The sequence below is a fragment of the Methylobacterium sp. Leaf108 genome (assembly GCF_001423265.1).
Classification (GTDB): Bacteria; Pseudomonadota; Alphaproteobacteria; order Rhizobiales; family Beijerinckiaceae; genus Methylobacterium.
Genome location: NZ_LMND01000012.1, coordinates 191580 through 217185, shown reverse-complemented (window position 1 = coordinate 217185; position 25606 = coordinate 191580). Strand labels below are relative to the sequence as shown.

25 protein-coding genes are annotated in these 25606 nt (G+C 70.8%); 13 read left to right on the top strand and 12 right to left on the bottom strand.

The features are described 5' to 3' along the window. The first annotated feature begins 96 nt into the window (after positions 1–96). The gene (locus ASF39_RS09240) at positions 97–789 is read left to right on the top strand and encodes a ceramidase domain-containing protein (protein WP_056282992.1); all 693 of its coding nucleotides are present in this window, start codon (positions 97–99) and stop codon (positions 787–789) included. A 46-nt stretch (positions 790–835) separates the two neighbouring features. On the opposite strand, the gene ASF39_RS09235 is transcribed toward ASF39_RS09240, so the two are convergent. The 3 genes from ASF39_RS09235 to ASF39_RS09225 all read right to left on the bottom strand — a co-directional run bounded on the left by ASF39_RS09235 (position 836) and on the right by ASF39_RS09225 (position 4572). After that, positions 836–1537, bottom strand: a complete 702-nt coding sequence (locus tag ASF39_RS09235; RefSeq protein WP_056282987.1) for a VIT family protein — start codon at positions 1535–1537, stop codon at positions 836–838. A gap of 117 nt (positions 1538–1654) precedes the next feature. After that, a complete protein-coding gene (locus tag ASF39_RS09230) occupies positions 1655–1834 on the bottom strand; it encodes a hypothetical protein (RefSeq protein WP_055887606.1) in 180 nt (59 codons plus the stop codon). A gap of 83 nt (positions 1835–1917) precedes the next feature. After that, entirely contained in the window at positions 1918–4572 is a 2655-nt protein-coding gene (locus tag ASF39_RS09225; protein WP_244472330.1) for a PBP1A family penicillin-binding protein, read from the bottom strand. Positions 4573–4835: 263 nt separating this feature from the next. Here ASF39_RS09225 and ASF39_RS09220 point away from each other — a divergent pair, with 263 nt between their 5' ends. From ASF39_RS09220 to eutC, 8 genes are all read left to right on the top strand, one after another. Then, on the top strand, positions 4836–5447 hold the full coding sequence (locus ASF39_RS09220) for a cysteine hydrolase family protein (protein ID WP_056282984.1): 612 nt from the start codon (positions 4836–4838) through the stop codon (positions 5445–5447). A 61-nt stretch (positions 5448–5508) separates the two neighbouring features. After that, positions 5509–7272: a ubiquinone-dependent pyruvate dehydrogenase gene (gene poxB / locus ASF39_RS09215; RefSeq protein WP_056282979.1), complete on the top strand. Its 1764-nt coding sequence runs from the start codon at positions 5509–5511 to the stop codon at positions 7270–7272. 95 nt (positions 7273–7367) lie between these two features. Beyond that, a complete protein-coding gene (locus ASF39_RS09210; protein WP_055887615.1) occupies positions 7368–8111 on the top strand; it encodes a (Fe-S)-binding protein in 744 nt (247 codons plus the stop codon). Further along, positions 8108–9685, top strand: coding sequence for a lactate utilization protein B (locus ASF39_RS09205; protein ID WP_056282975.1), 1578 nt, complete (start codon positions 8108–8110; stop codon positions 9683–9685). The genes ASF39_RS09210 and ASF39_RS09205 overlap by 4 nt, the downstream gene beginning before the upstream one ends. Then, positions 9682–10308: an LUD domain-containing protein gene (locus ASF39_RS09200; RefSeq protein ID WP_055887620.1), complete on the top strand. Its 627-nt coding sequence runs from the start codon at positions 9682–9684 to the stop codon at positions 10306–10308. Before ASF39_RS09205 ends, ASF39_RS09200 begins: the two co-directional genes overlap by 4 nt. Before the next feature lie 181 nt (positions 10309–10489). Further along, the gene (locus tag ASF39_RS09195) at positions 10490–11350 is read left to right on the top strand and encodes a transglutaminase family protein (RefSeq protein WP_055887622.1); all 861 of its coding nucleotides are present in this window, start codon (positions 10490–10492) and stop codon (positions 11348–11350) included. Between the two features lie 77 nt (positions 11351–11427). Continuing rightward, positions 11428–12822 carry an ethanolamine ammonia-lyase subunit EutB gene (locus ASF39_RS09190; RefSeq protein ID WP_056282973.1) on the top strand — a complete coding sequence of 465 codons (1395 nt, stop codon included), beginning with the start codon at positions 11428–11430 and terminating at the stop codon, positions 12820–12822. Continuing rightward, on the top strand, positions 12819–13616 hold the full coding sequence (eutC, locus tag ASF39_RS09185; RefSeq protein ID WP_056282970.1) for an ethanolamine ammonia-lyase subunit EutC: 798 nt from the start codon (positions 12819–12821) through the stop codon (positions 13614–13616). The genes ASF39_RS09190 and eutC overlap by 4 nt, the downstream gene beginning before the upstream one ends. Before the next feature lie 46 nt (positions 13617–13662). Here eutC and ASF39_RS09180 read toward each other — a convergent pair whose 3' ends face one another. The 9 genes from ASF39_RS09180 to ASF39_RS09140 all read right to left on the bottom strand — a co-directional run bounded on the left by ASF39_RS09180 (position 13663) and on the right by ASF39_RS09140 (position 23076). Then, the gene (locus ASF39_RS09180; RefSeq protein ID WP_082494458.1) at positions 13663–15081 is read right to left on the bottom strand and encodes a DUF882 domain-containing protein; all 1419 of its coding nucleotides are present in this window, start codon (positions 15079–15081) and stop codon (positions 13663–13665) included. A gap of 375 nt (positions 15082–15456) precedes the next feature. Further along, positions 15457–15795: a Grx4 family monothiol glutaredoxin gene (gene grxD / locus ASF39_RS09175; RefSeq protein ID WP_055887632.1), complete on the bottom strand. Its 339-nt coding sequence runs from the start codon at positions 15793–15795 to the stop codon at positions 15457–15459. 27 nt (positions 15796–15822) lie between these two features. Continuing rightward, positions 15823–16329, bottom strand: a complete 507-nt coding sequence (locus ASF39_RS09170) for a DUF29 domain-containing protein (RefSeq protein WP_056282968.1) — start codon at positions 16327–16329, stop codon at positions 15823–15825. A 23-nt stretch (positions 16330–16352) separates the two neighbouring features. Beyond that, entirely contained in the window at positions 16353–16589 is a 237-nt protein-coding gene (locus tag ASF39_RS09165; RefSeq protein ID WP_055887638.1) for a BolA family transcriptional regulator, read from the bottom strand. 22 nt (positions 16590–16611) lie between these two features. After that, positions 16612–18831 (bottom strand): phosphoribosylformylglycinamidine synthase subunit PurL, encoded by a 2220-nt coding sequence (gene purL, locus ASF39_RS09160; RefSeq protein ID WP_056282965.1) that lies wholly within the window; start codon positions 18829–18831, stop codon positions 16612–16614. Between the two features lie 110 nt (positions 18832–18941). Continuing rightward, positions 18942–20105 (bottom strand): hypothetical protein, encoded by a 1164-nt coding sequence (locus tag ASF39_RS09155; protein WP_056283515.1) that lies wholly within the window; start codon positions 20103–20105, stop codon positions 18942–18944. Positions 20106–20288: 183 nt separating this feature from the next. After that, positions 20289–22145: a DNA helicase RecQ gene (recQ, locus tag ASF39_RS09150; protein WP_056282961.1), complete on the bottom strand. Its 1857-nt coding sequence runs from the start codon at positions 22143–22145 to the stop codon at positions 20289–20291. Between the two features lie 77 nt (positions 22146–22222). Further along, positions 22223–22432 carry a DNA gyrase inhibitor YacG gene (gene yacG, locus ASF39_RS09145; RefSeq protein ID WP_056282959.1) on the bottom strand — a complete coding sequence of 70 codons (210 nt, stop codon included), beginning with the start codon at positions 22430–22432 and terminating at the stop codon, positions 22223–22225. After that, positions 22429–23076, bottom strand: a complete 648-nt coding sequence (locus ASF39_RS09140; protein ID WP_055887649.1) for a Maf-like protein — start codon at positions 23074–23076, stop codon at positions 22429–22431. Before ASF39_RS09140 ends, yacG begins: the two co-directional genes overlap by 4 nt. A gap of 270 nt (positions 23077–23346) precedes the next feature. On the opposite strand from ASF39_RS09140, the gene coaD reads away from it, so the two are divergent. The 4 genes from coaD to ASF39_RS09120 all read left to right on the top strand — a co-directional run bounded on the left by coaD (position 23347) and on the right by ASF39_RS09120 (position 25447). Continuing rightward, complete coding sequence (gene coaD, locus ASF39_RS09135; RefSeq protein ID WP_056282954.1) at positions 23347–23847, top strand: pantetheine-phosphate adenylyltransferase; 501 nt, start codon at positions 23347–23349, stop codon at positions 23845–23847. A gap of 75 nt (positions 23848–23922) precedes the next feature. Beyond that, positions 23923–24471: a peptidylprolyl isomerase gene (locus ASF39_RS09130; protein WP_055887654.1), complete on the top strand. Its 549-nt coding sequence runs from the start codon at positions 23923–23925 to the stop codon at positions 24469–24471. A 14-nt stretch (positions 24472–24485) separates the two neighbouring features. Next, on the top strand, positions 24486–24983 hold the full coding sequence (locus ASF39_RS09125; RefSeq protein WP_055887655.1) for a hypothetical protein: 498 nt from the start codon (positions 24486–24488) through the stop codon (positions 24981–24983). 2 nt (positions 24984–24985) lie between these two features. Next, a complete protein-coding gene (locus ASF39_RS09120) occupies positions 24986–25447 on the top strand; it encodes a peptidylprolyl isomerase (RefSeq protein WP_055887658.1) in 462 nt (153 codons plus the stop codon). Positions 25448–25606 lie beyond the last annotated feature (159 nt).

Genomic DNA, 25606 nt, shown 5'->3' with positions numbered 1-25606 from the left:
GGCTGGCGAGAGGAGGGGCGGCCCGTCATCGGGCCTTCGCAGGCCGCTGGCAAGGCGAGCCGTGGCCCTCGCGCCGCCGCAACCGGGAGCCGTGCCGTGACCGAGACCTGGTTCGCCCCCATCCGGGCCTATTGCGAGCGCGGCGATGCGTCGTTCTGGGCCGAGCCGCTCAATGCCGTCTCGAACGGGGCCTTCCTGCTCGCCGCCGTCGCCTTGCTCCGGCGCGAGCGGCGGGCGGCGGCCGCCGATCCGGCCGCCCTGGCCCTGGCCGGCCTGATCGCCGTCGTCGGCCTCGGCTCCTTCCTGTTCCACACCGTCGCGGTACGCTGGTCGCTCTTTGCCGACGTCGTCCCGATCGCGCTGTTCATCTACGCCTACTTCCTGCTGGCGATGCGCCGTTTCCTCGGGCTGGGCAGCGCGGCGGCCATCCTCGTCACGCTGTCGTTCGCCGGCTTCAACATCGGTCTGGAGCCGGCTCTCGACGCGATCGCCGGGCCTTCGCTCGGTCTGCGGACGAACGGCTCGCTGTCCTACCTGCCGGCGGTGCTCGCCCTCGTGGGCGTCGCCGCGGCCCTGCGCCTGACGAAAGGACAAGAGGCGTCGGCGCGACGGTCCTCTTGGGCGCTCATCGGCCTCGCGGCGCTGTTCGCCCTCTCGCTCACCCTGCGCACCGTCGATACGGCGCTCTGCCCGAGCCTGCCCATGGGCACGCATTTCCTCTGGCATCTCCTCAACGCCGGGGTGCTCTACGGCCTCGTGGCGACGGCCTCGCGCCATCGCGCCCGCTGACGGCGGTCTCGGACAACGACGGTCTCGGACGACGACGGTCGTCGGGTCAGACCGCCGTGCCGACGAGGCGGCCGATACCCGCCGTTACCGCCATGGCGAGGGCGCCCCAGAACGCCACGCGCAGGGTGGCGCGCAGAACCCCGGCCCCGCCCGCCCTGGCGCCGAGTGCCCCGAGCCCGGCCAGGAACACCAGCGACGCGCCCGAGACCAGGTAGACGACGAGGTGGGCCGGAGACGCCCAGGCGACCGCGAGCGGCAGGGCCGCGCCGGCCGAGAACGTTGCGGCCGAGGTCAGCGCCGCCTGGATCGGCCGGGCGGTGGTGAATTCGGAGATGCCGAGTTCGTCGCGGGCGTGGGCGCCCAGCGCGTCCTTGGCCATCAGCTGGTCGGCCACCCGCCGGGCGAGGTTGTGGTCGAGGCCGCGCGCCACGTAGATCCCCGCCAGCTCCTCGCGTTCGGCGGCAGGATCCTGCAGCAGTTCGGCGCGTTCGCGGGCCAGGTCCGCCCGCTCGGTATCCGCCTGCGAACTGACGGAGACGTATTCGCCGGCCGCCATCGACATGGCACCGGCCACGAGCCCGGCGCAGCCCGCCACCAGGATCTCGCTCGATGCCGCCGCCGAGGCGGCGACGCCGACGATCAGGCTCGCCGTCGACACGAGGCCGTCGTTGGCGCCGAGCACGGCCGCCCGGAGCCAACCGATCCGGTCGATGAGGTGGCTTTCGCCATGGGAACCGGCAGGCGGCATCGTTGATCCCTGACGAACGTCGCGCCGGGAGCGACGCGCCAGCGGCCTGCCCGATCGTGTCTCAGGCGGCAGAGGTTGCGGTCTCTCCCGACGCCGGAGTGTGGGTTCCCAGCGGCCTCAGCCGCGCCGCCGGATCGGGGAGGGCACCGGATCGCGGTGCTGGAGCAGATATTCCAGGCGTTCGTTCCAGGGCCGCCGCTGCTCGGCGGGGAGCGTGTCGAGATCACGCTTCGTCGACAGGAGGTCGAGGATCATCAGGACGATCCAGGGTCCGCCGATCCCGAGGAAGAATGCCATCCGCCCACCTCCATGCGCGACCTTGAGCGTCGCCTCGCGGCACTATGGCATGGGGTCTTTCGGCCGGAAAGCGTCGTGTCGTCTCATCGCTCGCGCCGCCACAGACCGGCCCGCTCGGAGCGGGCCTGCTCCTCCGCGGCGAGGAGGTCGGCCGGCGCATCCTCGCCCGCCCGTCCGCCGCCCGCCGCCAGGATCAGCGAGGCGAGGTCGTCGCCGTCGATCTGGCAGCGGACCGTGCCGGGCGTCCCCGCCGCCGGCTCGGGAGGAGCGGCGCAGGTGACCTCGCGGCGACGCAGGTAGCGGGCGAGCTGGCGGGCGAGGGCGCCGCCCTCGCCCTCGACGCCCAGGAGCCGCACGACGCGGCCGCGGAAGGCCAGCGTGCCGGTGTCGATCACCTCGGGCACGCCGCGCAGGTCGGCGCTCGCCGGCGTCGACGGCGGGGCGGCGGCGGGAGCCGGCTGCGCCCGGGCGGCGGAGGGGCGCTTGCGGGCCTTGGCCATCTGCGCGGAAGCCCGTTCGACGAAGTCGCGGAAGATGGCGGCCGGCAGGTCGCCGCCGCTGACCTTGTTCATCGACGTGTTGTCGTCGTTGCCGACCCAGACTCCCACCACCAGGTCCGGGGTGAGCCCGACGAACCAGGCATCGCGGTAGTCCTGGGTCGTGCCGGTCTTGCCGCCGACGGGAATGCCGGCGACGCGGGCCGCCTTGCCGGTGCCCCCGTCGACCACCGCCTGGAGCGAATCGAGCATCATCGTCCGGCTCTCGCCGGGCAGCGGCACGCCGGCCTTCGGCTCGGGCCGCAGGTAGAGCGGCTGGGGGGTGCCGCCGCGGATCGCGTGGACCCCGAAGCTCTCGAGCCCGGTGCGGTTGGCGAGCACGCCGGTGTAGGCGCGGGTCATCTCCAGAAGCGTCACCTCGGCCGAGCCGAGGGCGAGGCTCGGCAGGTTGGGCAGGTCGGATTGGACGCCGAGCTGACGGGCGGTCTCGATCACCGCCGGGATGCCGACCTCGTCGGCGATCTGGGCGGCGATGGTGTTGATGGAGAGGGCGAAGGCGCTGCGCAGCGGCACCGCCCCGCGAAAACGGTTGTTGGAGTTCTGCGGCTCCCATTCGCCGATCTGGATCGGCCGATCCACCAGCACGGTTTCCGGCGTGTAGCCCTTCTCGTAGGCGGTGAGGTAGACGAACAGCTTGAACAGCGATCCCGGCTGGCGCTTGGCCTGCGTCGCCCGGTTGAACTGACTCTCCTCGTAGTCGCGGCCGCCGACCATGGCGAGGATGGCGCCGTCCTTCGACATCACCACCATCGCCGCCTGGGAGGCCTTCTTCTTGACCCCCTCCGCATCGAGGCGGCGGGCGACGATGCCCTCGGCCAGGCTCTGCAGGTCGAGGTTCAGGGTGGTGCGCACCGTGACGTCGCCGGTGGTGTCGGCGAGGCGCTTGGCATCGGCGGCCACCACGTCGAGGAAGAAGTTGGTGCCCGGCGGCGTCTCGGGCGGCGTGCGCAGGGTGATGGTCTCGGCCCGCGCCTTGTCGGCCTCCGCCGTGGTGATGGCGCCGGTCTCGACCATGGTCTGGAGGACGACGTCGGCGCGCTCCTTGGCGCCGCCGAAGTTCCGGGTCGGCGAGAGCTGCGAGGGCGCGCGCACGAGGCCGGCGAGCATCGCCGATTCCGGCAGGGTCAGGGTCTTGGCCGGCTTGCCGAAGTAGCGCCGTGCCGCCGCATCGACGCCGTAGGCGCCGGCACCGAAATAGGCGGTGTTGAGGTAGCCGAGCAGGATCTCCTGCTTGGTCATCTGGCTCTCGGCGCGCAGGGCCAGGATGGCCTCCTGCAGCTTGCGCCGCAGGGTCTTCTCCTGCGTCAGCGAGGTCAGGCGGACGTACTGCTGGGTGATGGTGGAGGCGCCCTCGCGCACGCCGCCGCTCGACAGGTTGCGCCAGATCGCCCGGGCGAGGCCGCGCGGGTCCACCCCCCAGTGCGAATAGAACCGCCTGTCCTCGATCGCGATGATCGCCTGGGCGAGGTGGGGCGGCAGGTCGGCGGCCACCAGCTTCTGGCCCTGGAACACGCCGCGCGTGGCGAAGACCCGGCCGTCGTCGGCCTCCACCGTGATCGCCCGGCGCTCGTTCTCCGTCACGACGCCGCCCAGCGGCGGCAGCGTCGCCAGGATCCACAGGAGGTAGCCGGCGATCGCGAAGGCCGTGACGGCGCAGGCCATCCCGACGGCGAAGGGCACCTGCCGCCGGCGGCCCGTGGCGGGAGGTGGCGCGGACCCGGTGCCCGATCGTGGCGTCGGCACGTCCGCCGGGGCCGGCTTGGTGCGCAGCCGCGCGGCCAGGGTGGCGCCTGCCGCCGCGCTGCCGGCCGCCAGGCGGCCCATCACGCTGCGCCCGCGCCGGCCGCCTGAGCGCGCCGCGCCGGCGGCGAGGATGCCGAGCTGACGGGCGAGGACGCGTGCGGCCGCCGCCGCTTCCCCGGCCGCCGCCCGTGGATCGGGCTCCGTGGCGCCCGGCTGCGTCGCGGCCGGCGAGGGCGTCGTGCGCGAAGCTTCGGTACGCGAAGACTCAGTACGCGAAGCATCGATGCGCGAAGGCTTGGCCGGGGCCGATGCCGCCATGGCCGCCATGTCGGGCGCGGGTTTCGGCTCGGGGCCGGGGGCCTGCCTGGCGGAGGCGGGCGTGTCCTGGACCGTCGTCGGACCCTTGCGGTCGGCGTCGTCGGGCGGGGTCGAGGTCATCCGGTTCGTGTGTCCTGACCGCTTGATGTACCCCGGCCGACCAGGGAAGGGGACGATGGCGACCGTGAAGTCACGGTCGTGGCGCGGCAGTCTTAGCCGCCCGGCGCCGGGCGAGGCTAGGCCGTGGAGGACGCCGGGACAGGTTTTCGCGTCGGACGCCGATGCCGTGGTGCCGCGTGCATCTTCGGTGTCGTCTTGACCGCGATCCGCAAACCCCGCTTGTTCGCGGCCGAGTCCTGCCCCAACAATCGGGAACCACCGCCATGACCGCTTCGGACACGCCCCTCAAGACGCTGCGCGATGTCTCCGGCCTCAGTCCCGCGCCGGCCGCCCTGTCCGGCTCCGCCCTCGTGATGATCGACCTGCAGAACACCTATCGCGAGGGCGTGATGCGGTTGGAGGGCGTCGAGCCCGCGTTGCTGGAGGCCCAAAGCCTGCTCGCCCGCGCCCGCGCCGCCGGCATTCCCGTGTTCCACGTCCAGCACGATGCCGGGCCGGGCTCGCCCTACGACGTCACCGCGCCGATCGGCGCGATCAGCCCCGAGGTCGCACCGCAGGGCGACGAGCCGGTGATCGTGAAGACTTTTCCGAACGCCTTCGTCGGCACCGACCTCCAGGCGCGGCTGGAGGCAGCGGGCGTCAAATCGGTGATCCTGGCCGGGTTCATGACGCACATGTGCATCAACTCGACGGCGCGCGGCGCCTTCAACCTCGGGTTCAGCCCGACCGTGGTCGCCTCCGCCACCGCCACCCGCGCCCTTCCCGGGCTCGACGGCGGCATCGTGCCGGCCGCGGCCCTGCAGGCGGCGAGCCTGGCGACCCTGGGCGACCTGTTCGCCGTCATCGCCCCGACGGTGGCCGAGATCGGCGCCTGACGTTTCACGGGAACGGGTGACCGGACCCGGCGGTTCGGCTCCTGAACACGGGAACCGCACCATGCGCATCGCCACCGTCGCCGACGTCCTCGTCGAGACCCTGCAGCAGGTGGGGGTCCGCCGCATCTACGGGGTGGTCGGCGACAGCCTCAACGCGATGACGGAATCGATCCGGGCGCGCGGCGTCATCGATTGGGTCCACGTCCGCCACGAGGAGGTCGGCGCCTTCGCCGCCGGCGCCGAGAGCCAGATCACCGGCGAGCTCGCCGTCTGCGCCGGTTCCTGCGGGCCGGGCCACGTCCACCTCGTCAACGGCCTGTTCGACTGCCACCGCAGCCGCACCCCGGTGCTGGCCATCGCCGCCCACATCCCCTCGGCCGAGATCGGCTCGGGCTACTTCCAGGAGACCGACCCCAAGGCGCTGTTTACGCAATGCAGCCATTATTGCGAGGTCGTCTCGGACCCGGCCCAGCTGCCCTTCGTCCTGGAGAACGCCCTGCGCGCGGCGATCGGCCAGCGCGGCGTCTCCGTCGTCATCATCCCCGGCGACGTGGCGCAGATGGATGCACCCAAGCGCGCGGCCTCGCCCAATCCCGGCCTCAAGCCGCCGCGTCCGCTGGTCAGGCCGGCCGACCGCGACCTCGACGCCCTGGCCGAGCTCCTCAACGGTTCGGCCAAGGTCACCCTGCTGTGCGGGCGCGGCTGCGCCGGAGCCCACGCCGACCTCCTGGCCGTGGCGGGCAGGCTCAAGAGCCCGATCGTCCATGCGCTCGGCGGCAAGGACGTCGTGGAATACGACAATCCCTACGATGTCGGCATGACCGGGCTGATCGGGTTCTCGTCGGGCTATGCCGCGATGATGGGCTGCGAGACGCTGCTGATGCTCGGCACCGATTTTCCCTACAAGCAGTTCTATCCCGGCGACGCCAAGGTGGCGCAGGTCGACATCCGGCCCGAGCAACTCGGCCGGCGCAGCCGCCTCGCACTCGGCCTCGTGGGCGACGTCGGCGACACCCTGCGGGCGCTCCTGCCCAAGCTCACGGTGAAGGCCGACCGCGCGTGGCTCGATGCGAGCCTGAAGCACTACGCCAAGGCCCGCGAGGATCTCGACGATCTGGCCACCGGAACGCCGAAGTCGGGCTGGTTCGGCCTCAAGGCCGGGACCAAATCGCCGATCCATCCGCAGTACCTGGCGAAGGTCCTGAGCGAGGCGGCGGCCGAGGACGCGGTCTTCACCGCCGATGTCGGCACCCCGACGATCTGGGCGGCCCGCTACCTCAGGATGAACGGTCAGCGCCGGCTGCTGGGATCGTGGGTGCACGGCTCCATGGCCAACGCCATGGCGCAAGCCATCGGCGTGCAGGCGGCCCAGCCGGGTCGGCAGGTGGTGTCGCTCTCGGGCGACGGCGGCTTCACCATGCTGATGGGCGACCTCCTCACCCTGCGCCAGGAAAAGCTGCCGGTGAAGGTGGTGATCTTCAACAACGGCTCCCTCGGCTTCGTCGAGATGGAGATGAAGGCCGCGGGCTATCTCGAGACCGGCGTCGAACTCGAGAACCCGGATTTCGCCGCCATGGCCCGGGCCGCCGGCATCCACGCCGTGCGCGTCGAGGACCCGGCCGACTTGGAGGCCGCCGCCCGCGGGGTGCTGGCCCACGACGGCCCCGCCGTCCTCGACGTGGTGGTGAACCGCCAGGAGCTGTCGATCCCCCCAAAGATCGACGGCCAGCAGGTGAAGGGCTTCAGCCTCTACGTCCTGCGCGCCGTGATGAGCGGACGCGGTGACGCGGTGCTCGATCTGGCGAAGACGAACGTGATTCGGTAGAGCTTTTCCAAACTGGAAACGGGCCGACTCGTCTCGCCTCCCCCTTGCGGGGAGGGAAGCGCACGCGGGCTGGACGAGAACGATATGGAAACGCCATGCGCATCGGACTGTTCGTGCCGTGCTACGTCGACGCCTTCGAGCCGGAGGTGGGCATCGCCACCCTGGAGTTGCTCGAACGCCTGGGGCTCGACGTCGAGTATCCGTTCGACCAGACCTGCTGCGGCCAGCCGATGACCAACACCGGCTGCCACGCCGAGGCCGCCGCCACCGAGGCTCTGTTCGTCAGGAACTTCACCGGCTTCGACTACGTCGTGACCCCGTCCGGCTCCTGCGCGCACCAGGTGCGCGAACATCTGACCGCGATCCCGCAGACCCCCGAGGTGACGGCGGTGCGGGAAAGGACCTACGAACTGGTGGAGTTCCTTCACGACGTGCTGAAGGTCGAGGCGTTTCCCTGGGCGCGCTTCCCCCACAAGGTCGCCTATCACTCCAACTGCAACGCCCTGCGCGGCATCCACCATGCCAAGCCGTCGGAACTGAACGCGCCGGCCTTCTCCAAGCCCCTCGATCTCCTGGCCAAGGTCTCCGGCATCGAGGTGGTCAAGCTGGCGCGGCCCGACGAATGCTGCGGCTTCGGCGGCACCTTCAGCGTGTTCGAGCCGGCGGTCTCGGCCAAGATGGGCTACGACAAGGTGGCCGACCAGGCCAGGGCGGGGGCCGACTACGTGGTCTCGGCCGATTCCTCCTGCCTGATGCACCAGAAGGGCTGTGCCGACCGGGTCGGCGTGCCGCTCAAGTTCATCCACATCGCCCGCATCCTCAATGGAGCGACAGCATGAGCATCGAGGACCAGCCCCGCCTCTCCGAGCCCCCGGCCGAGAGCGCCCGCGGCCAGGACGGGCGCCCCCTCCAGCATGCCGAGGCCGCGACGAAGCCCGTGGCGGTGAAAGCCCCGCGGGAGGCCCAGCCGCGCGGCGCCAAGATCCGCGGCGACCGGCCGATCGACCAGGCCGAGGCGGCCGAACGCTTCCTCGCCGCCCCGCTGCACCAGGCCGCCCACGACGCACGGCTCTGGGACCTGCGCACCAAGCGCGACACCGCCGCCTTCGGCATCCCGGAGTGGGAGGAACTGCGCGAGCTCGCCTCCGCCATCAAGACCCACACGCTGAGCCGCCTCGACCACTACCTCGAGCAGTTCGAGGCGGCCGCCAAGGCCAACGGCGTCCACGTGCATTGGGCGGCCGACGGGGCCGACCACAACCGCATCGTCCACGGCATCCTCAAGGATCACGGCGCCAGGTCGCTGATCAAGTCGAAGTCGATGCTGACCGAGGAATGCGGGTTTCGCCACTACATGGCGACCACCGGCATCGAGGTGATCGAGACGGATCTCGGCGAGCGCATCCAGCAGCTCGACGACGAGGAGCCGAGCCACGTCGTGGTGCCGGCCGTGCACAAGACCCGCTTCGACGTGGCCGAGGTGTTTGCCCGCACCATGGGCACCGACCCGGAGAACGACGATGCCAAGTACCTCGCCGAGAGCCAGCGCATGCACACGCGTCCGCTTATCCTGGAGGCGGACGCCGGGTTGACGGGGTGCAACTTCGCCATCGCCGAGACCGGCACGGTGGTGACCTGCACCAACGAGGGCAACGCCGATCTCTCGGGCAACGTGCCCAAGCTCCAGATCCACTCCATCGGCATCGAGAAGCTGATCCCGCGCATCGAGCATCTCGGCGTGTTCCTGCGCCTGCTGTCGCGCTCGGCGCTGGGCTCCCCCATCACCCAGTACACCTCGCATTTCCGGGCGCCCCGCAAGGGCACCGAGATGCACATGGTGCTGGTCGACAACGGCCGTTCGGAGCGGCTCGGGATGGAGGAGTTCTGGACCTCGCTCAAATGCATCCGCTGCGGCGCCTGCATGAACACCTGCCCGGTCTACCGGCGCAGCGGAGGCTTGAGCTACGGCGCCACTTATTCGGGGCCGATCGGTCTCATCATCGATCCGACCTTCAACAAGCGGAAGTACTCGACCCTGCCGTTCTCCTCGACGATGAACGGTTCCTGCACCAACGTCTGCCCGGTCAAGATCAACATCCACGAGCAGATCTTCGCCTGGCGCAAGGTGCTGGCCGAGGAGCACCAGATCCCGCTCCTCAAGCAGGGCATGATGAAGGCGGCGGGCCAGGTGCTGAGCCGCCCGGCGGCCTACCGCGCCGCCATCGGCGCGGCCGATTCCGCCTTGAAGGTCCTGCCGCGCTTTGCCGTCTACAACCCGCTCAACACCTGGGGGAAGGCGCGCGAGATGCCCGACAGCCCGGGCCGGAGCTTCCACAGCTGGTACAAGCAGAACCGGATGGGGAAGAAGGCCGGAGCCAAAACGTCCGCTGCGAAGAAGGACGGCGCATCGTGAGCGCGCGCGAGACCACCCTCGCCACGATCCGGCGCAACCGCCCGGCCGGCGATCATCCCCTGCCGGAGATCCCGGCGTTCGCGCCCCTGGTCGGCGACGATCTCGTGGCCGAGTTCGGCGAGCGCCTTCAGCGCATGGGCGGGCGGGTCGCCGAGGTCGTGCCCGGGCAGGACCCGTTCGCCGCCGTGCGCGAGCGTCTCGACGGCGCCGCGGTGATCGCCTCCGCCGTGCCCGAGATCGCGGGCAACCGCGACCTCGCGCAGGTGGCGCTGCCGGCCGATCTGGCCGATGTGGACGTGGCGATCGTGCGCGCGGTGTTCGGCGTCGCCGAGACCGGTTCCGTGCTGTTCACCCAGGCCGAGTTGCAGGTGAACGCCGTGGCCTACCTCGCCCAGCACCTCGTCGTGCTGCTCGACCCGGCCGATATCCTGGTCAACATCCAGGCCGCCTACCGCCGGCCGGACTTCGCCCGGGCGGATTACGCCGTGCTCCACACCGGCCCCTCGGCCACCGCCGACATCGAGGGCGTGCTGATCCACGGCGCGCAAGGGGTGCGCTCGCTGACGGTACTGCTGCTGCCGCGGACGGAGGAGGGCGTCGGCGAACGGTCCGCGACGTCCTGAACGCCGCCGCCCACGCCGTGGCCGCGGGCCGTCGCGGATCGTGCAGCGGCGACGCGGTTCTCCGACGCCCGCCTGGCGCGAGCGCGTGGAACCCCGCCCGTCTCGCGATCTTGGCTGTGCGAGGTCCGGTCCTTGCTTTGCGGCACGGAACGGCGGTCGATGTGATGCCAGGGAGCGACGAGTGCGATACGAGCTGGGCTGCAGTCTGTCCTACAACATCCTTTCGGAGACGGTCTTCATCTTCAACGTGGAGGTCGCCCACCTCCAAAGCCTGGAGATCCTGAGCGAGGCCCTGACCCTGGCCCCCGACCTGCCGCGGCGGACCTACGTGACCCCCGACCTGCAGAACCGCTACCTCGGCGTCGTGGTGCAGCCCGGTCCGTTCTCGCTCGAGTACAACGCTACGGTGGATCTGACCCCGTTCCGGGCCGACCCGGCGACCATCGGCGAGACCCCGGTCAATCGGCTGCCCCTCGACATCCTGCCCTTCCTGCTGCCGAGCCGCTACGTCTCCTCCGACCGGCTGACGCCCTTCGCCGTGGCCGAGTTCGGCGCCCTGCCCAAGGGCCACCAGCGCGTCAACGCGATCTGCTCGTGGATCCACACCCACATCACCTATCAGGCCGGCACAAGCGATGCGGAGACCACCGCCGACGAGAGCCTGCTGCGCCGGGCCGGCGTCTGCCGCGACTTCGCACATCTCGGGATCGCCTTCTGCCGGGCCCTGGGCATTCCCGCCCGGTTCGTCTCGGCCTATGCGCACGGCCTCGTCCCGAGCGACTTCCACGCGGTGTTCGAGGCCTATCTCGACGGGCGCTGGTGGTTGTTCGACGCGACCCGGCAGGCCAACCTCGACGGCCTCGTGCGCATCGGCGTCGGCCGCGACGCGGCCGAGATCGCGTTCTCGACCCCCTTCGGCAACATGCAGCCCACCGCCATGCAGGTGCGCATCGCCCGCTCGGACGGGGTGAGCGACGCGGTGATCCGCACCGTCGACGCGATCTCGACGGAGATCCCCGCTCCGCATGCGGGGGCGGCATGACCGGCTAGCGCCGCTGCCGTGCCCCGAGGATCGGCAGCGGCATTGGCACGACAGGTTGTCGAGGAGTTCGTGAGCCCATGCCCTATCGCCACGTCGTCGGCCCCAAGACCCATGTGTTCGCCGACCTCGCCACGCTCATGGCCAAGGCGACCCCGGTGCGCTCCGGCGACCGGCTCGCGGGCATCGCCGCCGAGACGGCGGAGGAGGGGATGGCCGCGCGCTGGTGCCTTTCGGAGGTGCCGCTGGCGGAGATCCTGGCCAGACCCCTGATCGCTTACGAGGACGACGACGTCACCCGCCTGATCCTCGACGGCCACGACGCGCCGGCCTTCGCCGAGATCGCCCATCTCACCGTCGGCGACTTTCGCGAGTTCCTGATCAAGGCCTCGCCGGAGACGCTGACCCGGATCGCGCCCGGCATCACACCGGAGATCGCGGCCGCGGTCTCGAAGGTGATGCGCAACCAGGACCTGATCCTGGTCGCCCGCAAGTGCCGGGTGGTGACGAAGTTCCGCAACACCATCGGCCTGCCCGGCCGGCTCTCGGTGCGCCTCCAGCCCAACCACCCCACCGACGATGCCGCCGGCATCACCGCGGCGATCGTCGACGGCCTGTCCTACGGCTGCGGCGACGCGGTGATCGGGCTGAACCCGGCGTCCGATTCGGTCTCCACCCTCAGCGGCCTGCTCCATCTCTTCGACGACCTGATCCAGCGCCTCGCGATCCCGACGCAGGGCTGCATCCTCACCCACGTCACCACGACGCTGGACGCCATGAACCTCGGCCTGCCGGTGGATCTCGTGTTCCAGTCCATCGCCGGCACCCAGAAGGCCAACGCCAGCTTCGGCGTCACCCTCCCCATCCTCAAGGAGGCGCACGAGGCGGCGCTGGCGCTCAAGCGCGGCACGGTGGGCGACAACGTCATGTACTTCGAGACCGGCCAGGGTTCGGCGCTCTCGGCCGACGCCCATCACGGCATCGACCAGCAGACCCTGGAGGCGCGCGCCTACGCGGTGGCGCGGCCGTTCAGGCCACTGCTGGTCAACACCGTGGTCGGCTTCATCGGGCCCGAATACCTCTACGACGGCAAGGAGATCATCAGGGCCGGGCTGGAGGACCACTTCTGCGGCAAGCTCATGGGCCTGCCTCTGGGTTGCGACGTCTGCTACACCAACCACGCCGAGGCCGACCAGAACGACATGGACACGCTCCTGACGTTGCTGGGTACGGCCGGGTGCACCTTCGTCATGGGCATCCCGGGTGCCGACGACGTGATGCTGAACTACCAGTCCACCTCGTTCCACGATTCGCTCTACATCCGCGAGGTGCTCGGCCTGAAGCGGGCGCCGGAGTTCGAGGCCTGGCTCGAACAGATCGGGCTGACCGACGCCGACGGGACACTGCTGCCGGAGGGGCCGAGCGCCCGGCTCATCGCCGCCGCTCCGGGCCTGTCGGGAGACCTCGCGGCATGACCGGCGAAGACCCCTGGGCGCGCCTCGCCCGCCTCACGCCCGCCCGGATCGGCCTCGGACGGGCCGGCGCCGGCCTGCCCACCATCGAGGTGCTGCGCTTCGGCCTCGCCCACGCCCAGGCCCGCGACGCGGTCCATACCCCGATGGACGCCGGCGAGGTCGCCGCCGGCATCGAAGCGCTCGGCTTCACGACCCTGACCGTGGCTTCCGCCGCCACCGACCGCGCGACCTACCTGCGCCGGCCCGATCTCGGGCGCGCCTTGAGCGAGGACGGCCTCGCCGTATTGACGCAGGAACCGGCCGAGCCGGTCGACCTCGCCATCGTGGTGGCCGACGGGCTCTCGGCCCGTGCCGTCCACGAGGGTGCGGCGGGCTTCCTCACCGCCTTCAAGCCGCACATCGACAAGGCCGGCTGGAGCCTCGCCCCGGTGGTGGTGGCGACGCAGGGAAGGGTGGCGCTAGGTGACGGCATCGGCGCGGCACTCAAGGCCCGCGCGGTGGTGGTGCTCATCGGCGAACGGCCGGGCCTGTCCTCGCCCGACAGCCTCGGCGTCTACCTCACCTTCGCGCCCCGTGTCGGGCGCTCGGATGCCGAGCGCAACTGCATCTCGAACGTGCGGCCGGCCGGGCTGTCCCACGAGCTGGCGGCGTTCAAGCTCGAATGGCTGCTGCGCGAGGCTCTTCTGCGCGGGATTACGGGGGTGAGCCTCAAGGACGGCAGCGGCGTCGCCCTGGAAGCGGCCCCACGCAGTGAGCTTTTGGGTGACGCCTCGAAAGCCGACCCGGCATCTTGAGGCGATCTCCGTCCGTGACGTGACCGGACATCCTGTCCGGCCGGAATCAGCGCGGGGCGAGGGCCTGCGTGGCGGAGCCCGAGAACCGGGCGGTGGCCGGAGCCTGCGATCCTTGCGCCGTGAAGCGGGTCGCCGCCATGGCGTCGGCCGGCCGGGCGACGAGACCGTCGGGAGCGCCCTCGGTGCGGGGACGGGCGACCGCCATATGCACCACCGGCGCCACCCGATCGATCGACTGGGCGACCGCGACGGCGAACAACCAGCGCATCTGCGCGCGCGGATCGGAATCCGGCGGCAGTCGCGCGGATGCGGGAAGCGGATCGGGCTCTGCGGCGGCGAGGTTCGCCGTCGCGGCGGCCCGCGCCGGCACCGGACCGAGATTGGCCATGCCGGCGGTTCCGAGCGAGGCGACCTGGACGGAGGGACGCGGCGGCGGCAGGGGCATCGCGAGGGCAGCGGCGACGGCGGCGAATTCGGACGGCCTGCGCGGCGGTGCCGGCATGATCGCCTGGACGGTGTCCTTCACCGCCTGCGGCTCGGCGGTGAGCAGGCTCTGGGCATCGCGGCCATCGCGACGGGCGGATTTCGCGGTCTGCTCGGCGGCGGCGTAAGCCAGTGCCGCGCGGGTCCCGGTCGTGTCCTCCGGATCGGCGCTGGCGACGGCGACGACGGGCCTGGTCCGTGCCTTGGCGGGCGCGGCCGGTGCTTGGATCTGGGCCTCGCTCGGCCGGCTGCCGCCGCCGAACAGGCCGGCGAAGAAGCCCTTCAGGCTCGGGCCCTCGTCCTCCTCACCGCCTTGGGCGTTCTGGGTGTAGCCCAGCACGGTGCCGCCGCGCGACAGGATCTCGGCGCGGGCTTCCTCGTAGCGGGCGAGCGGACGGTTATCGCTGGGCAGGTGGACGGTCCGGCCGTCGGGGAACAGGCGCGCGAGCTGGTCGTGGCTCATGCGCGGCCAGGAGCGGACCGAGCCGACGTCGAGGTGGACGAAGGGAGAACCGGCGCTCGGGTACCAGCCGACGCCGCCCCGCTGCATCTGCATGCCCACCGCGCGGATGCGGTCGACCGAGACGTCCGGCAGGTAGAAATCCATCGCCTTGCCGCGGGTATGCTGGCTGAACTCGGCTACGCCCCGCGAACGGCGGCGCAGCATCGCGTTGGTGCCCGGCGAGCGGTAGGCCGAGACGACGGTGATCGGCTCGGACGAGCCCACCGAGCGGTAGGCCTCCCACACCGTGTCGAACAGGCGCGGGTCCATCTTGGTCGGCTCGTCGACCCGCCAGTCGCGCAGCATCCAGTTGAGCTGCTCCAGGGCGGCGCGGTCGTAGCGCCCGTCACGCTTGAACGTGATCGTCGCGCTTTCCTTCGTGTGGGAATGGAAGATCGAGATCGTTCGGGTGTCGCCGTTGGCGACCGCGTCCTGCGTCCCGTGCGCGCCACCGAGGACGCCCGCGGCGATGCCGGTCATCAGGGCGAGGGATCGCGACAGGAGTCCGCGGCGATGCCGGGATGGCGCGGGCGATCTGTCTCGCTGATGTGCCTGCACGATCGTCCCCACCCTCTGCCAGACCACGCCTGAGCGCGACACGTCATGGTGAATGCAGGGTTGCCGAAAACCGTAAACGGGGGGTTAACGGACCCGAACGCTGCATCGTTTGCAGGCAAACGGCTAAGTCCGAACCGTGGCGAAATCGTGCCGCGCAAGAGTGGCCGCGCACATGGACCGACGCTGTGGCAACCCTGCCTCAGCGTGGTTGGACGGGACGGTACCCTCCCTCACGACAAGGGCGCGGCCCACCAAAGCGGTCCCGCGCCCTTTTCCGACGTTCCGTGACGATGCCGCTCAGGCGGCGGGCGCCTTTACCGGGACGCCCTTCTCGGCCAGGAACTGCTGCAGTTCGCCGGACTGGAACATCTCGCGGGTGATGTCGCAGCCGCCGACGAACTCGCCCTTCACGTAGATCTGCGGGATGGTGGGCCAGTTCGAGAAGGCCTTGATCCCGTCGCGGATGGCCATGTCGTCGAGCACGTTCACGCCCTTGAACGGCACTTCGAGGTGGTTGAGGATCTGCACGACCTGGCCCGAGAAGCCGCACATCGGAAATTGCGGCGTGCCCTTCATGAACACGACCACGTCCTGGGATTCGATCTCGGCCTTGATGGCGGTGTTGGCGTCGGTCATCGGGTATGTCCTCGTTGGTGGCTTGATCTAGTGATGGTCGGCCGGCCTGTTCAAGGTCGAGGCGAGGCGCTCCAAGGCCCAGTCCATCGTGAAGGTCTCGGAAACGAGTTCTTCGGGTGTGAACGGTATCGCATCGGGTAAGCCCACGACGAGGCGATCGTCGAACATCCGGAGGGAGACTTCCGCCTGGATCCGTGCCGTCTTCCACAACCACGACCAGTCGATCCGCTGCCGCATGCCGGGAGAGTAGGCCCGGTGGGCCGCCGCATGAAAAGCGATCACCTCGGATCGCCAGGATCGGGTCGATTGTGCACTCGGCGCAGACATGTACTTCAGCACGTGGATGAGCACCTGCAGGAGCTTCTGCTCGACCGCGCTGATCTGGGACCGCCCCACGCTCTCGATCTCCTCGGCGACGTTCTCCCAGTCGAGGGCATTCGACAGATCGGGCCGTGACGCGAGGGCGCGAACGGCAGCGGCCTGCTGCTCGGCCCAGGTCACGATGTCGTCGTCGTAGAGGCTCGGCTGATCCATGTGATCGACCCCGCTGAAGCGGATCAATCCTGGGGGACGCCCGTGGTCAGCGCAAGGGCGTGGAGGACACCCCCCATCCGCCCCTGGAGCGCGTTGTAGACGAGCTGGTGCTGGGCCACCCGCGTCTTGCCCTTGAAGGCCGACGAGATGACGGTGGCGGCGTAATGGTCGCCGTCGCCTGCGAGATCCTTGATCTCGATCCTCGCGTCGGGCAGCGCTTCCCGGATCATCGCCTCGATCTCGCGCGCATCCATCGGCATCGGGTGTCTCCTCGAAGAAATGTCAGGCGGCGGCCGGCCGGCTCGCCATGTAGGCGGGAAGCCAGCCCTCGTGCGCCTCGCGCAGGGCCGTCAGCGAGATGGTCTGTCCGCCGGGCAAGGTCAAACCGTCGCCGCCGACGCTGCCGACGATGGCCGCCGCGATGCCGAGTTCCGCTGCGCGCGCCAGCAGGTCCTGCGCCGTGGTGAGGTCGGTGCTCAGGAGGTAGCGGGCCTGGTCCTCGCCGAAGAGCCAGGCATGGGCCGGGACGCCGGCGGGGCCCTCGCCCAGGGTCGCGCCGAGGCCGCCGGCCAGGGCCATCTCGGCCACGGCGATGCCGAGGCCGCCGTCGGAGAGGTCGTGGACGCTTTCGATCCGCCCGGAGCTGATGAAGCCGCGCAAAAAGTCGCCGTTGCGGCGCTCGGCGGCGAGGTCGACCGGAGGTGGTGCGCCTTCCTCGCGGCCGGCGACGACCGCGAGGTAGACCGACTGGCCGAGCCAGCCCGCGGTCTCGCCCAGCAGCACCAGGACGTCGCCCTCGCGCTTCAGGGCGATCGTGGCGTGGCGCGTGACGTCGTCGAGGAGGCCGACGCCGCCGATGGTCGGGGTGGGAAGGATGCCGACGCCGTTGGTCTCGTTGTAGAGCGAGACGTTGCCCGACACGACGGGGAAGTCCAACGCCAGGCAGGCCTCGCCGATGCCCTTGAGGCAGCCCACGAGCTGGCCCATCACCTCGGGCTTCTCCGGGTTACCGAAGTTGAGGTTGTCGGTGATCGCGAGCGGGCGACCGCCGACGGCGGTGATGTTGCGCCAGGCCTCCGCCACCGCCTGCCGGCCGCCGGCGACCGGATCGGCCTCGCAGTAGCGTGGGGTGACGTCGCAGGTGAGCACCAGACCCTTGGGACCGTCCTCGACGCGGACGATGGCGGCGTCGCCGCCGGGCTTCTGGACGGTGTTGCCGCCGATGAAGTGATCGTACTGCTCGTAGACCCAGCGCTTCGAGGACAGGTCCGGCGACCCGAGGAGGGTCAGCAGCGCCTCGGCGTCGCCGACCGGGGCCGCTACCTCGGCGGCCGCGACCACCGGCTGGTGGGTGTTGGCGATGTGGGGGCGGTCGTAGAGGGGGGCCTCGTCGCCGAGCTCCTTGATCGGCAGGTCGGCCATGACGACGCCGTCGTGCTTGACGACGAAGCGCAGCGTGTCTGTGGTGTGCCCGATCACCGCGAAGTCGAGGCCCCACTTCACGAAGATGGCTTGCGCCTCGGCCTCCATGCCGGGCTTGAGGACCATGAGCATGCGCTCCTGGCTCTCCGACAGCATCATCTCGTAGGCGCTCATGCCGGCCTCGCGGGCCGGCACCTTCTCGATGTGGAGTTCGACGCCCAGATCGCCCTTGGCGCCCATCTCGACGGCCGAGCAGGTCAGCCCCGCCGCCCCCATGTCCTGGATCGCGATGACGGCGCCCGAGGCCATGAGTTCGAGACAGGCCTCCAGCAGCAGCTTCTCCGCGAAGGGGTCGCCGACCTGGACGGTGGGGCGCTTCGATTCCGAGGCGTCGTCGAACTCGGCCGAGGCCATGCTGGCGCCGTGGATGCCGTCGCGGCCGGTCTTCGAGCCGAGGTAGACGATCGGGTTACCGACGCCGGTGGCCGCCGCGTAGAAGATCGCGTCGGTGCGCGCCAAGCCCACCGCCATGGCGTTGACGAGGATGTTGCCGTCGTAGCGGGAATGGAAGCCGACGGCGCCGCCCACCGTCGGCACGCCGAAGGAATTGCCGTAGCCGCCGATGCCGGCCACCACGCCCGAGACGAGGTGGCGGGTGCGCGGATGGTCCGGCGAGCCGAACCGCAGGGCGTTCAAGGCCGCGATCGGCCGCGCTCCCATCGTGAAGACGTCGCGCAGGATGCCGCCGACCCCCGTCGCCGCGCCCTGGTAGGGCTCGATGAAGCTCGGGTGGTTGTGGCTCTCCATCTTGAAGACGCAGGCCAGCCCGTCGCCGATGTCGATGACGCCGGCGTTCTCGCCCGGCCCCTGGATCACGTGCGGCCCCGTGGTCGGCAGCCCGCGCAGATGCTTGCGCGACGACTTGTAGGAGCAGTGCTCGTTCCACATCGCCGAGACGATGCCGAGCTCCGTCAGCGTCGGGTCGCGTCCGATCAGGCCGCGGAACCGCGCGTACTCGTCGGGCGTCAGGCCGTGCTGCTTGATGAGCTCGGGGGTGATCGGAACTTCGTTGCGGAACATGCGACTCCCCTCGACCGGCTCGGCCGGAACCGGAAGGCACGGCTCTAAGCAGGTTTGCGCGATGTGGCCACCGGTTTGTGGCCGCCGGTTTCGCGACGAAAACCCGGCCGTCAGCGCTCGACCTCGGCGGACTCCTGCCCCATCGGCTGCGCCTTCACGCTGCGCCACCGCTCGATCAGCCCGTGGATCGGCTCCGCGCCCGTGATGAGGCTGATGTAGTCGAAGGTGTCGGGGCTCTCGCTCGACATCAGCAGCTGGAAGTGCATCTGGAACAGGTTGAAGCGCCGGCGCGACAGGCGCTTCTCCGAGACGAGGTCGGGCATCCGCACGTGGAATTCCACCGGCCGATGCGCTTTGGGCGAGGGCAGCCCCGAGGCGCTGAGCGGATCGCGCTTGTGGATCGAGAGCCAGTCCCACTTCGTGCGGATGTCGAGCCAGCCGATCGCCGCGGCGGCCCCCACCCGGGCGAGCGCCGCGCGGCTGGCGTGCGCGTTGGCGTCGAGCGTGATCCAGGGGATCACGCTGCCGATCGTCACGAAGGAGACCGGGGTGCCGCGGGTGCCGAAGTCGGGGTCGTTCAGGAGCACCCGGTCGAGGGCCTCGTAGCCGAAGAAGCTCGACGAGGAATGGCCGATCAGCACGATCTCGCTGGCCTTGCCCTCGGCGGCGCGGATCAGGGCCGCGAAGGCGTCGAGCCGCGCCTCCATCTCGGGGGCCTCGCCCTTGGCATGGGCATGGGTGAAGGCGGTGTCGTCCACGAGATGGGCGACGAAGAACGGCTTCTCGCGGGTGATCCGCATCAGCCACCACAGGATGGCGTAGGCCGCCGCCGGCACGGCGAGGATGGCGACAGGCGCCGGCAGGACCTGGGCGGGGAGCAGCAGCAGGGTGCAGGCGAGGGCGACGCTCGCCGCCACGATGCCGAGGTAGATCAGGTGGATGCCGACGATGACCCGGTAGAACCGCCGCGCCTCGCGCCGGTAGGCGCTGAGGTAGCCGGTGCGCCACAGGCGCCAGCCGAGCGCCAGGGTCTCCACGAAGCGCCGGCCGTTGGGGCGGGGAAACCGGGCACGCACGATGTCGTCCCAGCGCAGCAGGGTGTAGCGGGTCGCCTGTCCCTCGCTCGCGAGCTCCCAGTCGAGCCGCAGCCCGTCGGCCGAGCGCACCGGATCGCCGACCGTGATCGGCGTGTCCCGCCGCGTCGCGGTGAGCCGCGCCTCGCGGCGGAACAACCCCCAGTAGGTCTCGGGCTCGCGCGGATCGAAACCGGGCATGTAGAACACCTGCCGGGGCAGGGCGTCCCTGGCTCGGGTCTCGGGTGGCGTGCCGGTGGGCGCGATGTCGTGGGAGATGGGCCGTCCGTCCGGTTGTGGCGGCGCCGGGGCGATGGGGCCTCGGACGCGCGCGGGACATGTCCCCTACACGATCCGGCCACCCTGCGACGAGGGGAAACCGCGTCAGGCCGACGCGGCGGGGCTCCCGGCCAGGAACTCGGCGATCGCCCCCACGAAGCGCTCGCCATACGCCTCGCGCTTCTTCTCGCCGACCCCGTGGACGGTGCGCAGGGCATAGAGGTCGACCGGCTTGGATTTGGCCATCTCGATCAGGGTGCGGTCGGGGAAGACCATGAAGGCGGCGATGCCTTCGGAGCGCGCGATGGTGGCACGCAGGCCGCGCAGGTGCTGGAACAGGGCCTCCGTCGCCGGATCGAGGTCGAGGTCGGCTTCGTCGCGCACGGGTCCGGCCCGGCGGCGGTCGCGCGGTTCGGCGGGGCGCGGCTCGGGATCGGGGCGCAGCTGCACCGTCTGGCGCCCGAACAGGATGTCCTCGCCCTTGCCGGTCAGGCTGAGGCCGCCGTGCCCGTCGGCGTTCTCGGCCACCGCGCCGGCGGCGAAGAGCTGGCGCAGCATCGCCCGCCAGGCCGGCACCGGCCTGTCGGCGCCGACCCCGAAGGTCTTGAGCGCGGCGTGGCCGTTGCGGCGGATCTGGTCGGATTCCTTGCCGTGGACCACGTCGCAGACGTAGGCCGCCCCGAACCGCTGGCCGGTGCGCACGATCGCCGAGAGCAGCTTCTGGGCCGGCACCGTGGAATCCACGAGCGAAACGCCGCCGCGGCACAGGTCGCAACGCCCGCACGGCTCGCTCGCCTCGTCGAAATAGGCGAGCAGCGACTGGCGCCGGCACAGGGCGCCCTCGCACAGAGCGATCATCGCCTCGAGCTTGCGCCGCTCGACCCGCCGACGCTCGTCCGGCACGTCCTTCTCGTCGATCTGGCGGCGCTTCAACGACATGTCGTCGAGGCCGTAGAGGGTGAGGGTGTCGGCGGGCAGGCCGTCGCGCCCGGCCCGGCCGATCTCCTGGTAGTAGCCCTCGACGTTGGAGGGCATGTCGGCGTGGCAGACGAAGCGGACGTCGGGCTTGTTGATGCCCATGCCGAAGGCGACGGTGGCGGTCATCACCACGCCGTCCTCCTGCAGGAAGGTGTCCTGGTTCTTCATGCGCGTGCCCTGGTCGAGGCCGGCGTGATAGGGCAGGGCGTTGAAGCCGTCCTTGGCCAGCACCTCCGCCAGTTGCTCGGTGCGCTTGCGCGACGAGCAGTAGATGATGCCGCTCTCCTGGCGGCGCGACTTCAGGAACCGCTCGATCTGGCGCGTCGGCTGGTCCTTGGGCGCGAAGGTCAGCCGGATGTTGGGCCGGTCGAAGGAATGGACGAAGGCCTTGAGCGGGCGCCCGGCGGGAAACAGCCGCTCGGTGATGTCGGCCCGCGTCGCCTTGTCGGCGGTGGCGGTGAGCGCCAGGGTCTGGACGTCGCCGAGCGCGGTACGGGCGCGGGCGAGGTCGCGGTATTCGGGCCGGAAGTCGTGTCCCCATTGCGAGACGCAATGCGCCTCGTCGACGGCCAGGCGCCGCACGTCGGCGTCGCGCAGGGCCTCGATCAGCCCCTCCATCATCAGTCGCTCGGGCGAGACGAACAGCAGGCGCAGGTCGCCGGACCGGATCTGCCGCCAGGTCTCGCGGGAGGTCGCCTCCGGCACCGACGAATTCAGCGTGGCGGCCGCGACGCCGAAGCCGAGCATCTGCTGCACTTGATCGTGCATGAGCGCGATCAGCGGCGAGACCACCACCGTGAGCGAATGCTCGACGAGGGCCGGCAGCTGGTAGGTCATCGACTTGCCCGACCCCGTCGGCATCACCGCGAATACGTCGGTCCCGTCGAGGACGGCCCCGATCACCTCGTCCTGCCCGGGGCGGAAATCGTCGTAGCCGAAGGTGGTCTTGAGGGCGCGCCGGGCTTCGTCGAGGCGGGATGTCATCGCTGCCTTGTGGGATCGTGGTGCGGTCGTCCGGCCGGGACGAGGGGGTGCCGGTGGGGGCTTGTAGCGGGCCGCGCTCAGGGCGTCCCGCGGGGCCCGCTCTCGGGCGGCTCGCCGTCCTCGTCCTCGTCGATGGGCGTCGGGATGGCGTAGCGGTCGGTGAGCCAGCGCCCGAGGTCGACGTCGGCGCAGCGCGCCGAGCAGAACGGCGCGAAGCCCGCCTTCGCCGGCTTGGCGCAGATCGGGCAGGGCGGCACGTCGGAGGCTGGAGCCTTGCGGGCGCTCACAGCGGGCTCCCCCAGCGGTCGCGCACGGGAAAGCCTTCCCCCTCCAGGAGGGTGAGGGTTTCGTAGAGCGGCAGGCCGACCACCGCCCCGTAGGACCCGACGAGCTTGACCACGAAAGCCCCGGCCAGCCCCTGGATGGCGTAGCCCCCGGCTTTGCCGCGCCACTCCCCCGAGGCGAGGTAGCGCTCGATGTCGCGGGACGACAGGCGCTTGAACCGCACCCGGGTCTCCACCAGCCGCTCGCGGCGCTGGTCCTTGGGCGACAGGACGCAGACCGCGGTGAAGACGCGGTGCTGGCGGCCCGACAGCAGGCGCAGGCAATCGGCGGCCTCGTCGGGCAACTCGGTCTTGGGCAGGATGCGCCGGCCCACCGCCACCACGGTGTCGGCCGACACGATGTAGGCCGCCCGCATGTCGTCGCGCCGGCGCGCGGCCTCGCCGGCCACGGCGAGCTTGTCCCGTGCCAGGCGACGCGCGTGGTCGCGGGGCGTCTCGCCCTTGAGGGGCGTCTCGTCGACGTCCGCCGGCAGGAGGGCGTCCGGCTCGATGCCGGCCTGTTGCAGGAGGGCGAGGCGGCGGGGCGAGGCGGACGCGAGGACGAGGCGCGCCGAGGCGATGGTGCCGGATGGTGCGATGTCGTTCATCGTGGCGGGAAAGCCGGCATGGGGGATGACGATCCTGTCTGAAGCCAGGGTTCGGGACGGTGCCGCGCCCGTCGACGGCGCCGGCGACGAAAAAGGGGGGGCGGTTCGGCGGCGGGACGCTACTGGAAACCGGCCGGCTTGGGAACGCGCCGGGCGAAACGGTCTGCGGTCGATGCCGGCTCCTTTCCCGCCGGCGGGTGCGCAGCCGAAAACCGCGCCGGGCCCGCCGGAGGTTCCGTTTCGGGGCGAAATGCTCTAGGCCGCCACACGATGATCCGCACCGCGCTCTACGCCGGGTCCTTCGACCCGGTCACGAACGGACACCTCGACGTCATCCGTCAGGCCTGCCGGCTCGTGCCCCGTCTCGTCATCGCCATCGGCATCCATCCGGGCAAGACCCCGCTGTTCTCGCCCGAGGAGCGGGTGGACCTGCTCCGGTCCACCTGCGAGCCCCTTGCGATCGCGGAAGGCACCGAGCTCGAAATCGCCACCTTCGACGATCTCGCCGTCACCGCCGCGCGGCGCCACGGGGCGACCCTGTTCATCCGGGGCCTGCGCGACGGGACCGACCTCGACTACGAGATGCAGCTCGCCGGCATGAACGGCACCATGGCGCCGGAGGTCCAGACCGTGTTCCTGCCCGCCTCCATCCACGTCCGGCCGATCACCGCTACCCTCGTGCGCCAGATCGCGGCGATGGGCGGCGATGTCGGCGCCTTCGTCCCGCCGGCGGTGGCCGAGCGCCTCGCCGCGCGCTTCCGCAAGGCCTGACCCCCCCCTCCTTTGTCGTTTTCCGGAGAAGACTTGCCCATGACGACTCGTGCCTCGAAGACGATGCCTACCCCGATGACGCGCCGCCTCGCCGCCGCCCTCCTGTTCGCCGCCACCCTCGGCGGCGCACCGGCCGCCCGCGCCGCCGACGGCGACACCCTCTACCTCGACACCAAGGACGGCCGCGTCACCATCGTGCTGCGCCCCGACATCGCCCCCAAGCACGCCGCCCAGATCAAGACGCTGGTCCGCCAGGGCTTCTACGACGGTCTCAAGTTCCACCGCGTCATGGACGGGTTCATGGCCCAGACCGGCGACCCGAAGGGCAACGGCACCGGAGGCTCGTCGCTGCCCAACATCCCGGCCGAATTCTCGCAGGCGCCGTTCAAGCGCGGCACCGTCGGCATGGCCCGCTCGTCCTCGCCGAACTCGGCCAATTCGCAGTTCTTCATCTGCCTGGGCGACGCGCCGTTCCTCGACGGCCAGTACACCGTGGTCGGGGTCGTCACCTCCGGCATGGATGTCGTGGACAAGATCAAGAAAGCCGCCCCCGGCGCGCAGGGCGGCGCCGTGCAGAACCCGGATTCCATCGTGAAGCTGCAGCTCGCCCAAGGGGCGAAGTAGCGGGACTCCGGGGCATGGATCGTCGTAGCCGGGCGGCCGTCCCGTTGCGCGGCGGCGTGGCGCTGGCGGTCGTCAGCGCCTCGGCGATCCCCCTGGCGGCGGTGGCGGCCGTCGGGCAGCCGCTGAGCCTGCCCACCACGCTGCGCGCGACGGTCCAGGTGCCAGTCCAGGCCCCGGGCGTCGCGCCCGAGCCGGCCTCGAGCCTGCGCGCACTCTACGCCCGGCTCGCCGCCTGCTGGCAGCCGCCGGCGGGCCTCGCCCGCTTCGAGCGCACCGAGGTCACCGCCCGTTTCGCCCTGCGGCGGGACGGTTCGGTGATCGGCGAGCCGCGCATCACCTTCGCGACGCAGCCGAGCGACGGCCGAGCCTTCCGGCTCCTGGCCGACGCCGCCCGCGACGCCATCCGTCGCTGTACGCCCGCGCCGATCACGCCCGGGCTCGGCGGCGCCATCGCGGGGCGCCCCATCGCGCTCCGTTTCATCTATCAAGGACCCAAAGGACAGGGAGTTTGACCATGGCAGAGACCGAGACCCTCACCCTCGAGACCACCAAGGGCCGCATCGTGATCGGCCTGCGGCCGGACCTGGCGCCCAACCACGTCGAGCGCATCAAGACGCTGGCGGGACAGGGCTTCTACGACGGCGTGCCGTTCCACCGCGTCATCGACGGCTTCATGGCCCAGACCGGCGACCCCACCGGCACCGGCTCGGGCGGCTCCGAGCTGCCCGACCTCAACGCCGAGTTCAACGCCGAGCCGCACGTGCGCGGCACCTGCTCGATGGCGCGCACCAACTTCCCGCACTCGGCCAACTCGCAATTCTTCATCTGCTTTGGCGACGCGCGCTTCCTCGACAAGCAGTACACCGTCTGGGGCAAGGTCACGGAGGGCATGGACGTGGTCGACACCCTCAACAAGGGCGAGCCGCCGCGCTCGCCGGACAAGATCGTCAAGGTGACGGTCGGCGCCGCGGCCTGATCTTCAGCCGGTTTTCGTGGGTTGCCCCACGAAAGCCGGCTGATACGGTTCCCGCTTGAATCAAGCGGGAACCGTATCACCGAGCCCGCGCGGCGCCTGAGCGAAGCCCATTTCCGCATCACGAAGTGATCAACCGGAAATGGGCTGAGACCTCTTTCA